General features: G+C 40.6%; 13 protein-coding genes. All 13 read right to left on the bottom strand.

The features are described from left to right. Positions 1–4 precede the first annotated feature (4 nt). Positions 5–445 (bottom strand): low molecular weight protein-tyrosine-phosphatase, encoded by a 441-nt coding sequence (locus AACU28_RS10135; protein ID WP_004733272.1) that lies wholly within the window; start codon positions 443–445, stop codon positions 5–7. Positions 446–528: 83 nt separating this feature from the next. After that, positions 529–1662, bottom strand: a complete 1134-nt coding sequence (locus AACU28_RS10130) for a polysaccharide export protein (RefSeq protein WP_121602893.1) — start codon at positions 1660–1662, stop codon at positions 529–531. 668 nt (positions 1663–2330) lie between these two features. After that, positions 2331–4598: a YjbH domain-containing protein gene (locus AACU28_RS10125; RefSeq protein ID WP_121602892.1), complete on the bottom strand. Its 2268-nt coding sequence runs from the start codon at positions 4596–4598 to the stop codon at positions 2331–2333. Further along, a complete protein-coding gene (locus AACU28_RS10120) occupies positions 4598–5602 on the bottom strand; it encodes a capsule biosynthesis GfcC family protein (RefSeq protein WP_121602891.1) in 1005 nt (334 codons plus the stop codon). The genes AACU28_RS10125 and AACU28_RS10120 overlap by 1 nt, the downstream gene beginning before the upstream one ends. A gap of 21 nt (positions 5603–5623) precedes the next feature. After that, a complete protein-coding gene (locus tag AACU28_RS10115; RefSeq protein ID WP_102532960.1) occupies positions 5624–6328 on the bottom strand; it encodes a YjbF family lipoprotein in 705 nt (234 codons plus the stop codon). Between the two features lie 139 nt (positions 6329–6467). Then, a complete protein-coding gene (locus AACU28_RS10110) occupies positions 6468–6707 on the bottom strand; it encodes a hypothetical protein (protein WP_017629890.1) in 240 nt (79 codons plus the stop codon). A 478-nt stretch (positions 6708–7185) separates the two neighbouring features. Continuing rightward, a complete protein-coding gene (locus AACU28_RS10105; protein ID WP_121602890.1) occupies positions 7186–9099 on the bottom strand; it encodes a nucleoside-diphosphate sugar epimerase/dehydratase in 1914 nt (637 codons plus the stop codon). 14 nt (positions 9100–9113) lie between these two features. Beyond that, positions 9114–9662, bottom strand: coding sequence for a sugar transferase (locus AACU28_RS10100; RefSeq protein ID WP_121602889.1), 549 nt, complete (start codon positions 9660–9662; stop codon positions 9114–9116). Then, positions 9662–10546, bottom strand: a complete 885-nt coding sequence (locus AACU28_RS10095; RefSeq protein ID WP_121602888.1) for an NAD-dependent epimerase/dehydratase family protein — start codon at positions 10544–10546, stop codon at positions 9662–9664. The genes AACU28_RS10100 and AACU28_RS10095 overlap by 1 nt, the downstream gene beginning before the upstream one ends. A gap of 1 nt (position 10547) precedes the next feature. After that, complete coding sequence (locus AACU28_RS10090; RefSeq protein WP_121602887.1) at positions 10548–11759, bottom strand: glycosyltransferase family 4 protein; 1212 nt, start codon at positions 11757–11759, stop codon at positions 10548–10550. Positions 11760–11804: 45 nt separating this feature from the next. Continuing rightward, entirely contained in the window at positions 11805–12935 is a 1131-nt protein-coding gene (gene wecB, locus AACU28_RS10085) for a non-hydrolyzing UDP-N-acetylglucosamine 2-epimerase (protein WP_121602886.1), read from the bottom strand. A gap of 2 nt (positions 12936–12937) precedes the next feature. Continuing rightward, positions 12938–14047 (bottom strand): UDP-2-acetamido-2,6-beta-L-arabino-hexul-4-ose reductase, encoded by a 1110-nt coding sequence (gene wbjC / locus AACU28_RS10080; RefSeq protein ID WP_121602885.1) that lies wholly within the window; start codon positions 14045–14047, stop codon positions 12938–12940. After that, positions 14048–15085 carry a polysaccharide biosynthesis protein gene (locus tag AACU28_RS10075; protein ID WP_121602884.1) on the bottom strand — a complete coding sequence of 346 codons (1038 nt, stop codon included), beginning with the start codon at positions 15083–15085 and terminating at the stop codon, positions 14048–14050. Between the last annotated feature and the right edge of the window lie 5 nt (positions 15086–15090).

Genomic DNA, 15090 nt, shown 5'->3' with positions numbered 1-15090 from the left:
TTCTCTAAAGCTTTTTTGCCCAAGCTTGTGCCGCTTCGTCAATCAGCTTGTAAGCGTACTCAAAGGCTTCACGGCTTTGACGGTGCGGGTCGGGGATGTCTTTTTGGCCAATCCACTGACCAAACAGCATGGTTTTACCACGTGCCTCTGGTGAGATTTGAGTGAGCGCTTCTAAGTGGCCCTTCTCCATTACCAAGATCAAGTCATACTGAGCACAAAGCTGTGGTGTCACTTGCTGCGACTGGTGATTTTCAACATCGACCCCATTTTCAGCGGCAATTAAGATTGCGGTGTCGTCTGCTGGCTTGCCAATTAAACGGCTTTTTTCAGCGGCGATGCCAGCAGAGGCTACCTCTTTGTTAGGCAGTAATTTTTGAAGAACGCGCTCTCCCGTAGGGGAACGACAAATGTTACCCACGCAGACCACTAAAATTTTATTAAACATAATTGTCTCTAATTGTATTGGGCCTATAAGCATAAAAAATCAGGTTACACGCTAAATGCAACCTGATGATTAATATTCAGTTATTACCAATTACGAACGCGTAACATACCTTCGGTTAGGTCGTTGAAGCCTGAAATGGTTGGTACAAGCTGACCGATTACACGGTTCCAGCGGCTGATTGGCGCTGCCGTTACGTAGACAATGTCGTAAGGCTTTAAATCAAATTCAGTGCCAATCACTAAGGCTGATGCATCTTCCATATTCAGTTGGTAGACGTCCGCCATGCGTTCTGATTTATCATCAGAAGTTCGGATCACAAACACACCCGTTGCATCTGCCGTCAGCTGGTTAATACCACCTACGTTGCTGAGTGCTTCGGTTAGGCTCATCCCAACACGATCAATCTTGAGTAATTGAGGATCGTTCACCTCACCCATCACGAACACTTTTTGGTTGTCATTACGCGGTACGTGAACAATATCACCGGCTTGCAGTAAGCGGTTTTGGGTTAAGTCACCACGTTGCATTAAACCATAAAGCGAAAGGTTCTCTTCCACGCCATTGCGGGTTAATGAAACATTACGCCAATCCGCATCTTCAGATAAACCACCAGAGCGGTTCACGGCATCCAGTAATGTTAATGGGATATTGGTGATTGGCTGCTGGCCAGGTTTAGATACTTCACCAGTAATATAGGTTTTCTTAGATCGGAAAGCTGCTACGTTTACATCAACTTGAGGGCTTTCGATGTATTTCGCCAAACGTTCCGCTATATCAGAACGAATTTCACGAACCGTTTTTCCTGCAACTTCTACTGTACCAATGTACGGGTAGAAGATGGTGCCGTCAGCATGAACCCAGTTACCCGCTTCTGTGCTGCTACGGTAAGAGCCCGCAGGAATCGTCAGTTCAGGGTGATCCCAAATGGTGATATTTAAGATGTCACCGACACCGACTTGGTATTCATATTTGGCGATATCAACATCAAGTTCCGGGTTTGCTTGTGAAACCGACAATGTACTTGTTTGGTAAGTTGATACTAACTGTGCAGTCAGCGGATACACATTCACCACTTCTGAAATATCAGACTCTTGCTGTTCCTCAGAGGGCTGAATCACATTCTTACCACCGGTAGACAGGTGAGTACCTGGAGTCGTACACCCTACAAGCAATGCAGGTATAAGCGCGAAAAGGAGACGATTTTTATTGATCTTCATGTTTACCAAGTCATAGAAACGGAATGTGTCGTGATATCCCAAAGGACACCCAAAGGAAGTTAGAACAAACAATTTTATCAGCTACGCAGTATTTAAGAGAGTTAAGGAGAGCTATTACCGTGATCTCGCTTCCATCTTGATATCAAAGATAGGAATGCTACCGCCCCTTGATATTCCGCGACATCACACTGCGTAGTTAATTTTATCCTATCAATATGGAATTTGAATAGGCGTGTTTTATCTAAGGAACGTAGCAACAAAGTGCGCTGCATACGGTTAGTTTAATCCGTAAGCATTATCCACAAATTGTGGTTATTATCAACCTAGTTGAATGGTTAAAGAGTTAAAGAGCTTAAGAGCAGATACGGGATGCTTTTAGCTACTCCCCTTTATCGCAGCTGTTATTTGGCAGAAAATACCAACATAAGGGGAGGTTGGGAGGGGTTGGTAACACATAGATTAACATCCCCCTCTAACTCCCCCTATGATGGCCATCACCGCTCACAAACGAACGGCGTTCAAGGGGGAGAACCAAAAGATAGACTTTCGTAGGCTCAATTTCTCTCACCTACTTTAAAGCTCTTCAAGACCCGATTACCCGAACCTCGTTACTGCCCTTCCCCTGCTCTTCGCATCCCGTTTACTCGTTACCCGCATCTGCTTTCAAGCTACTTCACGCTACTTGGTCTTTGGAACCAAGGTGAGCGCGCATCGGTTTGATCGAACAAGTTGTATTGCTTATTCAACACTTGTCCGCCATCACGCGTGATCGGTAACCAGGTAAAGCCAGCGCGGCTTGAGCTTGGTTTCACTGTGACTAAATCAAACGGAATTGATACGTAGAAGCCTTTGGTATAGCTGCCTTCACCGTATTCTTCGGTTGTCATGTCGGTTAAGCTGACAAACGCACCGGCAATCACGCCGCTCTTGAACTGCTTAGAGAAGTCGACACGAGTACCGATATCACCGGCAAGGAATTTACCTACGCCGACTTTCAGCAAGGTATCGCTCAAGAAGTCCCATTGTGGGGTGTAGTAACCGGTAATAAAGCCAGTCGTGCCTTTATCAATCACTTTATACGTTCGGCTGCTGTCATCTGGGTTGACTTGGATCTCATCATCAAACGTGCCGAACCAGCTTTCAGGATCACGCTGACTTATCGCGGTCATGTCTGCACCAATGGCCCAGTTTTGGTTGAATGGGCGGTAAAGAATTTCACCACCTACGCCAGCAAACATGCTCTCTAGGTAACCACCATAGGCTTGGGTGTAGACACCGCTGCCGTAGTCTTCAAACCAAGTCAGTTGTAAACGGTCTAAGCGAACCGGGTCATCAACATAAGAGCGGAACAAGGTTCTTACTCTTGGCGTTTGGTCGGTGCCGTCTGATGGGATTTCGTAATTAAACTTGTCGTAGTTATCGACTAAGTTGACATAAAGCGAGCCCGACAGTTCGACATTGTTTAACGCCCAGAACGAAGCGTTGGTGTATAAGCCCAAACTGTACAAGTAGAAGTTTTCAGCCGAACCGAACGATTGAGCTAGGTTTGGTGAAATCGACACATCGAATCGCTCTCGCCCATCGTGATAGATAACGGATTTCTTGCGTTCTAATTCGTGAGTATTTGTTGCGTCACTGGTTTGAGCATTAAGGTAATGATTGTTAGCCGCCGCTTTGAATGCTTGTGCATCTACCGTTGTCTCGGTGAGTTCCATCGATTTATCGTTTTCGATGATTTTATAGGTATCGATGTAACTCGGTACCGCATTGGCAATCACGGTCGCACCACGTTCAAGGGCGATGTCTCTGTCTCGGTATTTAACCTGAGTGCCCTTTACTATAATGCTGTTATCGTCGACCAAGATTTGCGCTTGTTCATAGCCCGCGACGGTTTCAAGTTCTTCTGCAAGGGCCGCCATATCAATATCGTCAACCGTCTCGACATCGCTTGGGCGCAATTCTGCGGTTTCGGTATCTCGCCACACAGAATACATTTCATTGAAGTTAGTGGAGAGATCAAAACCAAGGGTTAAGGTATCGCCTCGCTCATAGCTCACTTTAGCCGAACCCCAATCAGTGAAACGGTACACAGCGCCGACGTTCCATGGCGTGTGTTGTGTCATGTCGACACCACCGCGCACAACCGGGAAGTCTTGAGAGTAATCATTGCCATCGTATTCAAGCTTCAAGGTTAGCGGCTTATACGGGGTTTGGTATTCAAAGCCGCCATAAATCGCCGCATCACCTTTAAACCAGCGTTCAAAGTCAACACTGCCGCCATTGCCTTTAAAATCAGACGGGCGTTCACAATACTTGTCACTGGCTTTACACAATGGGTTGGTGAAGTTGCCACTGGTGCCCATGTATCCCCAAGCCATGCCCAAAGTGAAATCAACAGGGCCAAAGCGTTTGGTGGCCGCAACAAATTCGCCATCAAATAAACCGGTACCACCAAAGTCACGTACACCGACCGATACTTCAGGTAAGTAATACCCTTCTTCGATTAAGCGCAGTTTAAAGTCGATGCCTTTATCTGTGTATTTGGTACAGCCACTGAATGAGTTTTGAGAACAATCTTGGTCTGCGCCTCCGCTATAGAGCAGGTCTTGTACTTGTGTATAACGAATGGTGGTTTCAAGCCAAGGCATCACCTGTAGGCTGACGTTATAAAAGTAGTATTCATTATTAAACGAAGCACTAAAGTTAAACTCGCCTTCTGGTGCCATTCGGCCTGTTGGCATTTGCATTAAGCCAACACCACCAAAGTTCATTTGTGACGTTCTGTATTCTGTGTCGTCAAATGATGATTTTTCTGCTCTGATCGAAGAGGAATCAATGGTTGTTTCTGCAAAAACAGAAGTGCTGTTCGTTATTAACAAGGCGCAGGTAACCGCTGTGCACACTGCCGATAGAGGGAATGATTTCTGTTTCAGCATTACAGGCCAACCTTATGACGTAGCAAATCGACGATATCTTGGTTCAACGTTGAGTATTCTGATGGCAAAGAGTAAAACGCCATAAATACGATGGCACCTGGTGCTAGGTAAACTGGCTGTTCGTTCCAGTAAGCGTATTGAATGGTTTGCACCACGCCATCTGGCTGAACAACATACGCCACGCTTTTATCTGCGGATTCACCAATAAAGCCGTTCGGCAATGCATCGAGATAATCATTCAACGTTCCATGCTCAATCAGATTCATTGTTACCGACTCTTTCATTGCCCCCATCAACTGAATGGACGTTGGTCGTTGTGGCAAGTACAGAGAAAAGGCTTGAGTTTGACTAGTAGATGCTCTTTTTATGGCAGTAGACGACAGCTTGTTAGTATGAGAACTTGAAACAAGCAGTGGATTCTTATCTGATTGAGAGATAACCGCATTACGATCTAACTCAATAAAAACTCGATTGAGGTATTGGAAAGAGGCTAACTGTTGCTTTACCAGTTTTGCTTCTGGTTCTTCTACCGAGAAAGCGTCAAGTTGGTTAAATACATTGCGCTTTTTGGCTTCGATATCTTTGTTAGCTTGGTTAACTTCAGTAGCTTTATTAGATTCATTAGCTTGAGTATTGGTTTTATCAAACAGTTGAGCCGAAAGGGGGAAGTAACCAATACTGCCGCTAGCATTTTCGTTAGAGCTAGCATTCGCATTAAAGCTAGCGTTCGCGTCGTCTAACACCTGAAGCAATCGAACGTTAGCTTTATACTCAAGCGTCACACCTTGAAGAGGAAGCTCAATTGTTGTCTTAATCGACGAAGAGCGTTCAGGCGTAACAAGATCAGAAGCCGCAGAAGCGTAGCTAACAGTGCACAGAGAGAACAGCGCGCCCAAAGCTAACAAGTTTCTCATCATTAACAGAGCTCTTACCGTTAATAAAGTTCTCACCAATGGCAACCGACGTCCCGTCATTTTTGATGCGTGACTCATATAATTCATCATTTTAGTTCATTACCCTGTTCGTTAATTACTTTGATAATGCTTAAGGACGGTTAGCTCAAGCCTTGTCATATCAGGGCCTAAATACTGTATGGTTTTGACCACTTTGCCTTTACTGTCGACCCAATATTCGTTGGTTATGTCTTGCTCTAACATTGGGAAGTTAATTTTTTCTTGGAACTTCTTGGTATCGATAGACGCTAACGGTGTTTCAACCGTTTCATTTCCCGCATACGTTCGGGTAATGTTCGCTTTATAGCCGAATCGATAGTTAGGTTGCCAGTCGTACACCGCTTGCCATTTTTGAGCTCCGGGGTTAGCTGACACATCAAACGCAGAAGAAGAATCTGGTGACGAGCTGTTTGCAGAAGAGAATGCATCCAACGGTTGGAATGCCAAACCAGAGAGGTTTTCATAAGGAAGCAATAGCGTTTGTACGATACGTCCATTTTCAGTGACAATCATCGCTTTGTCAGAAGACATCCACTTTAACTGCTCTGCGCCCGTTTGAGGGTTTTCACCGACGTAGGCCAAAACCATGAAGATTTTGCCTTGGTCGTTTACTTCTGCATAAATGCTGGAATAAGGTAAGGTTTGAATGTATTCCTTGGATAGCTCAACATCAGAGCTTCCAAAAAAGGCTTCATCAAAAGTAGAATTGACGTCTTGAAACTGCTGAGAACAACCAGCAAGAAAAAGACCAAGAGATACGATTAGAGGTTTAAGCATGGCGAGTTCTGCTTCCTAGCAATCTGGTTGCTGCTGTCTAATATCGAAAATTAATCAATTAGATATAAAAAAACCACTTTATGCTTTCACATAAAATGGTTTTAAACATACATTAACTAAAACATGTATTACTCAAAAATTATCGAGTAGTTGTTGTAGTTGTTGCACCGCTTTCGTTAGAAGCAACCGCTACAGCTGCTGCTGCCGCTACTGCTGCTGTCGCTACTGCAACTGTTGTTGCTGTGCCAGCTGCTGCTGCAGATGCACCAGTACCTGCTGCTGTGCCAGTGCTTGAACCAGCTGCCGCTGTTTCTTCTGCTGCAAATGCAGCACCTGAGAAGCTAACTGCTAATGCAGCTGCTAGAGCCATCTTTTTCATAATGATTTCCATTAATATAAACGTTTATATGTAGAGAGTGATTTTCACACCCTCAATCAGTTGCTCAGCTTAAACAACTGATTGATCATGATAGATAATAACCACAATCAAGTAAATGAGTAAATCATAAGCAATACCTTATAAAGCACTATTTATGAAATAACTTCACATAAATATGAGCGCAAAGCCAAAGCCAATGTTTGGTGTAGATAGCAACCCTATCAATGACTGTCTACATTCCAAGGAAGAACTCCCTCTTTCATGCCTAATCATTATTGATATGAGTACAATATAGCCAGTACAAGGGGAAGTTAGAAGAGGGTTGATTGTGCATAACTAGAAACTACACGCTCCGCTAAATAGAGCGCTTCGCTCCGATAACCGCAGAATTAAGGAACATTTCAGGCATACACACTCTATAGTCTCTTAGTCTCTTAGTCTCTTAGTCTCTTAGTCTCTTAGTCTCTTAGTCTAGACTCTAACGTATAACTTCTGCCTTCCAAAGCAAATCACCAATACCATCAACAGGAGTAAAGCCCGTCGGTGCATCAATTAATAATTGTCGAATAGTTGCATGATCAAAATTATGACAAGCCATATCTAAATCATTTAGTAATTGGGTATATTCATCTAAAGGTAAAAACTCTTCATGAGCTGTCATAATACGCTCATGAACCGTTTTCCCAACGTTATCTCCAATCAATAGCTCTTCATATAGTTTCTCACCTGGGCGAAGGCCAGTACATCGAATTTCAATATCACCATCAGGATTATTGTCGCTTTTTACTTCAAGGCCAGATAAATGAATAAGATTACGAGCAAGGTCGACTATCTTCACCGACTCTCCCATATCTAAAACAAACACATCTCCGCCTTTCCCCATCGCTCCAGCTTGAATAACTAATTGAGCAGCTTCAGGAATCGTCATAAAGTAACGAGTAATATCTTGATGAGTTAATGTAATTGGGCCGCCTTGTGCAATTTGCTTTTTAAATAAAGGAATAACAGAACCTGACGAACCTAGCACATTCCCAAAACGTACCATACAGAAACGCGTACCATTATTTTTTTCATTTTCAACTTGAGCTAAAGCTTGTAAACCAAGCTCAGCCATCCGCTTAGTTGTGCCCATTACGTTTGTAGGTCGCACAGCTTTATCAGTTGAAATTAAAACAAACGATTCAACCTGAGCTTCAATCGCAGCTTGGGCTGTATAATTTGTTCCAAAAATATTATTACGAACACCTTCAACCACATTATATTCAACTAGAGGAACATGTTTATAGGCTGCAGCATGATAAACAGTCTGAACCTTAAACGCCTTCATCGTTGCAGCAAGTCTATTTAACCGCTGAACAGAACCAAGTAAAGGAACTACATTTATCGATAACTTTTCATTTGCAATTATTTGTGATAACTCATGTTCTATCTGATACAAACTAAACTCAGAAAGTTCAAATAACACCAAGGTACTTGGTTTATTCAGAATTATTTGTCGACAAAGTTCAGAACCAATAGAACCACCTGCCCCAGTGACCATGACTACCTTATCTTTAATGTTAGCTTCCATTAATTTTGCTTGAGGCGTTACAGCAACACGTCCCAATAAATCATCAATAGAAACTTCTTTAAGCTGGCCAATAGAAAGTTTTCCATTAACCAAATCATCTAAATTAGGAATTGTCAGAACTTCAATATGCAACTTTGCTAAAGACTCAATAATTACTTTTTTCTGCACTTGAGAAGCTGAAGGGACCGCCAATAATATTGTTGATACACAGTGTTTTTTAATTAATCGCTCAAGGTATTTATGCCTATAAATAGTAATGCCTTGCATCGTGGTTTTATGCTTTCTTCTATCATCATCAATAAACGCGACAGGATGAAACTCTTTGCCTTGACGTAGTATATTAGCAAGCTGTAATCCAGCCGAACCAGCCCCATAGATAAGCACTTTCTTTTTTTGTTTACCTAATAAATCAGAGACTAAAACCCGAACGATTAACCTTGACCCACCACATAGCACAACTAAGTATGTTGCATATATAACAGGAATCGAACGTGGCATATACAGATAGTTAAAATAAGAGAAAACAACAATGAAAGCAGAAGAAAACAATGCAGAAATACAGATGCTCAATACCGCATGCAAACTTAAATAACGAAGGATCGCACGATATAAGCCACTTTTAGTAAAAACAAGCAATGTACATGGAATCAATATCGCTAACAGTTTCCAATAAGAGACTTGCTGTATGTAAGTTTCAATACCATCTAAACGTGTAGCAAATGCTGCCCAAAAAGCAAAGATAATAAATAAAACATCAACAACTACACTAACAAGACGTTTTAATGGTCTTGGCATACCCCAAATCGGTTGTAAAAATTGCATGATTATTCTCTTTATTATTTAACCGCATCACCAGAACCACTACCAGTAGCAGTCATAATAATATATTTAAAGTAGTCTTTTACGGTTAATGTATCTATCATTTTTTTATCTGTTTTAGCCAGTAATAGTGGTGTAGACATATCAATATTCTGAACTTGAGCTAAACCAGTAACACCAGGCAAAACATCATAGACTCTCAAAGCGTCACGTTCTTTAATCAGTTCTTCTTGGTTAAATAAATTGGGGCGAGGGCCAACTAAACTCATTTCTCCCTTTAAAACATTAATAAGTTGCGGTAATTCATCTATCTTTGTTTTGCGCAAAAATGCCCCTAATTTAGTAATAGATGCATTATTAGCCAAATGGCTCGCAACCGATTTTGTTTCAACAGACATAGTACGGAACTTAATCAAATTAAATGGCTTTTTATTACGCCCTACTCGCTCTTGAACAAAAATCGGTGAGCCGGTATCAAATAACCCTACAATAATAACTACCAATAAAATCGGCCATAAAAATAACAAGCCCAAAAAAGCAGCCAAAAAATCTAAAATACGTATCATTAAATATTCTCTAAAAGTAAATCCATTGCTTGTTGCATCGTATAAGGGGGAACCCATCTTAACACTTCTTGTGCATTTGATGAATCAACCTCTAGATTTCCAACAAGCTGCTCAACCATAACTTCCTTGCCAAGTAACTTGCCAGCTAGCCTCATACACCATACAGGGGTTGGTAATTGAATAACTCGTTTATTTAAACCTTTTGCGATTGCATTCGTAAAATCTTTGATAGATACAGCTTGCCCATCAGAAGCTAAAAAAGTATGTCCAGCAGCCTTTGAATCGTTTGCACAAGTAATCAATAAATTTGCGAGATTTTGAACCGAAATAAAATCACGCTTATTATTTACTAAACCAAATGGTAATACTGGTACTTTATTTATCAAACGTGTCAGAGAACCAAAGTTCCCTGGGGCATTAGGGCCATACACTAAAGTTGGTCTAACAATAACAACTTCTAATCCTGTTTCACCTGCAATTTCTTTTAGTCCAACTTCTGCATCATACTTTGATTGTGTTTGGGCTGAAAACAACCCTTTATTTTCATCAATAGAAGCCGTACTAACAAAAACAAATCGTCTCACACCACTCGCTGCTGCGTCCCTTGCTAATTTCAATGTACCTAACGTATTAGTCTCAAATATCACATCTAAATTATCTGATTTATTATGAGCGATACCCGCAAGGTGTATCACTACATCAACATTATCAAATGCATTATTCCAAGATGTATTCTGATTAATGTTCTCAACAATAAATGTCTCACAAAACAATTCCTTTTTATTTGACACTCGAGTCACACAACGATGAATACAATCCATTTTGTCTTGAAGTAATACCTGCTGCCCTATAAAACCTGTAGCACCAGATAATAAAATATTCATACTAATTAACCTTTAATACATCATTTAGGATTTTTTCTAATCGCGTAACCAATTTTTCTTTACTAAAAAACGAATTCGCATATTGTTTACCATTAAAACCTAAGGCATTTCTTTCAGGCAATGGCATCTCGCTAATTTTTTTAATATTTTCATATAGCGAGTAAGCATCACTTGCAGAACAACTTAAACCACAATTAGCAATATCGATCAGTTTTTTTCCTTCACCATCGAGCATTGCCAAAATAGGTAAAGACGACAACATATACGATTGTATCTTCCCTGGTATTGTACGTTCAAAAATATCATTTGGCTTTAAAGACACTAGTGCGACATCGGCTTTTGAGTAAAACGTAGGCATCATATCTAAAGGATGCTGTCCATGTAACACAAATAAGTCATCTAATTGGTGTTTTTTTATTTCAGATTGAAGCCAATTAAACTTACGGCCATCACCAACAATAGAAAAAACAACACTAACCTTATTTTCTTTTAAGATTCTAGCGCATTCAACAATAGACTCAAAATCCTGAGCATCTCCAACATTTCCAGCAAAAAGAATAGTCAATATAGACTCTTCCTTATCCCCTCCACAGGACATATTAAATTGGTCTTCAGCCCAATTAGGAAAAAGCTCTAATTTAGTATTATCGCTACTACGTCGACGAACTGCATCTAAATAAGATTCAGATTGACCCAAAATCACATCACAATGCTTGTATATCCATGAGACTAAGCGACCTACCATATTTAATGATTTTTTAGACTTAATCATCCCTACAGCCTCTAATGATTCAGGCCATAGATCTAAAGACCACATTACGATTGGAATATTTTTAATACATTTAAAAGAAATAGCAGGAATTGCAGCCGTTACAGGACTTAACTGACAAACAAGAATGACATCAAACTCTTCACCCTTTAGCTTTAGTGGACCATAGAGTGAACCCGACAACACAAACGACAGATAATTTATTAATAAATTTACACTGCCTTTTTTACGAGTATAAATAGGAGTCCGGATGATAGGCATATCATGAAAATAACTAAATGCTGCAGGCTCTTTTTTATACTCATCAAAAAGAGTCCCTGAAGGATAGTTCGGTTGACCGGTAAATACCGTTATTTCATGACCACGATCTTTTAGGGCTACACACAAATCATTAATTCTAAAATTTTCAGGCCAAAAGTACTGACTAACAACAAGAATTTTCACAAAATCTCCAGATAAAATTACGGGCTATTTAAGCCCATAATTTCTTTAATACTCTTTCCAAACAACACGCTTAACGTAATCTGTATAAGAATGAATTATTCTTACCATTTTATCAGACACGTTTGGCATACTATAATCATATACAGGACGTAGTAAGCGCTTATCTCCACTTGGTTGAGATTCTAATATTTGCAGTGCTTGCATTACACGCTCAACACTTAACCCTACCATCATAACTGATGCTTCTTCCATCCCTTCAGGACGTTCATGTGCCTCACGCAAGTTTAATGCTGGGAAGTTCATAATAGAAGATTCTTCATTAATAGTCCCACTGTCTGAGAGAACAGCCTTGGCATTTTTCTGAAGGTGGTTATAGTCGTGAAATCCTAGCGGCTTAAGCAATTGAATATTTTCATGAAATTCAATCCCTTGGGCTTCTATTCGATTACGAGTTCTAGGATGCGTTGAAACAATCACAGGTAAATTATAGTGCTCTGCAACGGTATTTAAAGTTTCAGCCAGTTTTGCCAATTGCTTTGGAGAGTCTACATTTTCTTCACGGTGAGCGCTCACCACAAAAAATTGACCCTTTTCAAGTTCTAAACGAGACAGTACATCTGAGCCATCAATTTGAGGCATATAGTGGCTTAATACCTCAAACATTGGGCTACCTGTTTTGATCACACGATCAGCTGGCAAACCTTCCGCAAGCAGGTAGTCTCGCGCAATAGAGCTATAGGTTAGGTTGATATCTGCCGTGTGATCAACAATGCGTCGGTTAGTCTCTTCTGGAACACGTTGGTCAAAACAACGGTTACCCGCTTCCATATGGAAAATAGGCACCTTCCGACGTTTAGCCGGAATAGCCGCAAGGCAAGAGTTAGTATCGCCTAATACCAACATTGCATCAGGTTTAATATCCTCTAAAGCTTGGTCTACTTTTATGATAACTTGACCAATCGTTTCTGCCGCATTCTTACCCGCAGCATCTAAAAAATAATCAGGCTTACGAACCCCTAGGTCATCAAAGAACACTTGGTTTAGCTCGAAGTCATAGTTTTGACCAGTATGTACAATAGTATGTTCACAGTGATCATCTAATTTAGCTAGTACACGAGATAAACGAATTATCTCTGGGCGAGTTCCGACAACACTTACTACATGTAGCTTTTTCATTTTCAAACCTTAAAATTAACAGTATCTGGCTTTTTAGGGTCAAATATTTCATTTGCCCAGAGCATTACGATTAACTCACTTTCGCCAATATTGGTTACATCATGAGACCAACCTGGGGCAGTTTCAACAATACGAGACTCTTCACCATTAACAATCAATTCATAAGAATCACCGGTGGTGATGTGCCGGAACTTAAATGATGCTTTACCACTAATAACTAAAAACTTCTCAGTTTTAGTATGGTGATAATGACCACCGCGAGTAATACCTTGGTGGGCAGTGAAGAATGAGAATTGACCAGAATCTTTGGTTTTAAGCATTTCAACAAAGGTACCGCGCTCATCACTATGACGAGTCACAGAGTAAGCAAACTGCTCCGGAGCAAGATAACTAACATAAGTTGAATACAGTGCACGAACAAAACCTCCACCCACTTCTGCAGAAATCATACTTCCACGGCTTTCTTTAAACTCCGTAAGTAATGAAGCAACTTCGCCAACCGTTGTTTGGTAAATAGGCTCAACGTGGCTGTATTGCTCATCGCTTTTAGTCAAATTACTTAACAAGTCAACAAATGACTGACAAACATCGTCAATATATACTAAGCTAAGTGCAGCTTCTGAGTTATTAATTGTTATGGGTAAATCATTAATAGTGTTGTAACAGAAGGTGGCAACAACAGAATTATAATTAGGGCGACACCATTTACCAAATACATTCGGTAAGCGATAAATATATGTCGCTGCACCTGTTTTTTTCTTGTATTCAGCAACAGCGAGCTCTGCTCCAGCTTTACTCTTACCGTATGGGTTTTCTAATTCAGCTTGGATTGAGGAGGTTAGAACGATCGGTGTTTCAAGCTTTGCTTCAATCAAGGTATTTATGATTTTCTGTGTTAGATCCGTATTGCCTTTTTTAAAGTCTTCATCATTTTTCGGGCGATTGATGCCCGCAAGGTGATAAATAAAATCAGCAGACTTCACCTTTTCTACAATGCTTGCGTCATTGTCATCAACAGTGATTTTTGCAATATTTGAAAAACCAGCTTCATTTAGAAATACGCATAGATTACGTCCAATAAACCCAGCAGCACCCGTAACTAGAATATTCATTTATACACCCTCTGGTACATTGATATTACCAGCTTCAATCTCCCGCATAAAATCAAGTTTACGTAGTAAAACTTTCATACCTTCAACGTCTAAGCGCTCAGTATTGTGCGAGTTATAATCCTCGATGGCTGACAGGTCTTTTTCACCCTCTTCAGTGTACTGTGCGTAGTTCAAGTCACGGTTATCCGCAGGAATTCGGTAGTAATCACCTTGGTCTTGAGCAACGAACATCTCTTCGCGGCTACATAAAGCTTCAAACAGTTTCTCACCATGGCGCGTACCTATCACACTAACTTTATGTTCAGGTTTACCAATCATTTCTAAAATTGCCTGTGTCAATACGTCAATTGTTGCAGCTGGTGCCTTTTGAACAAAAATATCTCCATTTACACCATGCTCAAACGCATGAATTACTAAATCAACAGCATCATCTAATGTCATCATAAAACGCGTCATTGATGGGTCAGTCAAAGTGATTGGTGTACCCTCAATTATTTGACGAATAAACAGAGGAATAACACTACCACGTGAAGCCATTACATTACCGTAACGAGTACTAGAGATAACTGTATTCGTACCTTCCAAGTTACGGCTCTTAGCAACAATCACTTTCTCCATCAATGCTTTAGAAATACCCATTGCGTTGATAGGGTATACCGCTTTATCTGTACTCAAACAAACAACACGGCTTACACGGTGAAAAATTGCTGCATCTAAAACATTTTCAGTACCAAGTACATTGGTTTTAACAGCCTCCAATGGATAAAACTCACAAGAAGGTACTTGCTTTAGTGCAGCTGCATGATAAACATAGTCGACACCACGCATTGCAGCCGAAATACTTTGTGGATCACGTACATCGCCAATATAAAACTTTAGTTTTTCATTGTTAAATGCTTTACGCATATCATCTTGCTTTTTCTCATCTCGAGAGAAAATCCGGATTTCTTTAATGTCACTATCTAAAAAGCGACGAAGTACAGCGTTACCGAATGAACCGGTACCACCAGTGATTAATAAAGTTTTATTGTTGAACATACATA

This window comes from Vibrio sp. SBT000027 (assembly GCF_963894355.1).
Classification (GTDB): Bacteria; Pseudomonadota; Gammaproteobacteria; order Enterobacterales; family Vibrionaceae; genus Vibrio; species Vibrio splendidus.
Note: the sequence above shows the minus strand (reverse complement) of the source record. Positions and strands in the feature narration are given on the sequence as shown.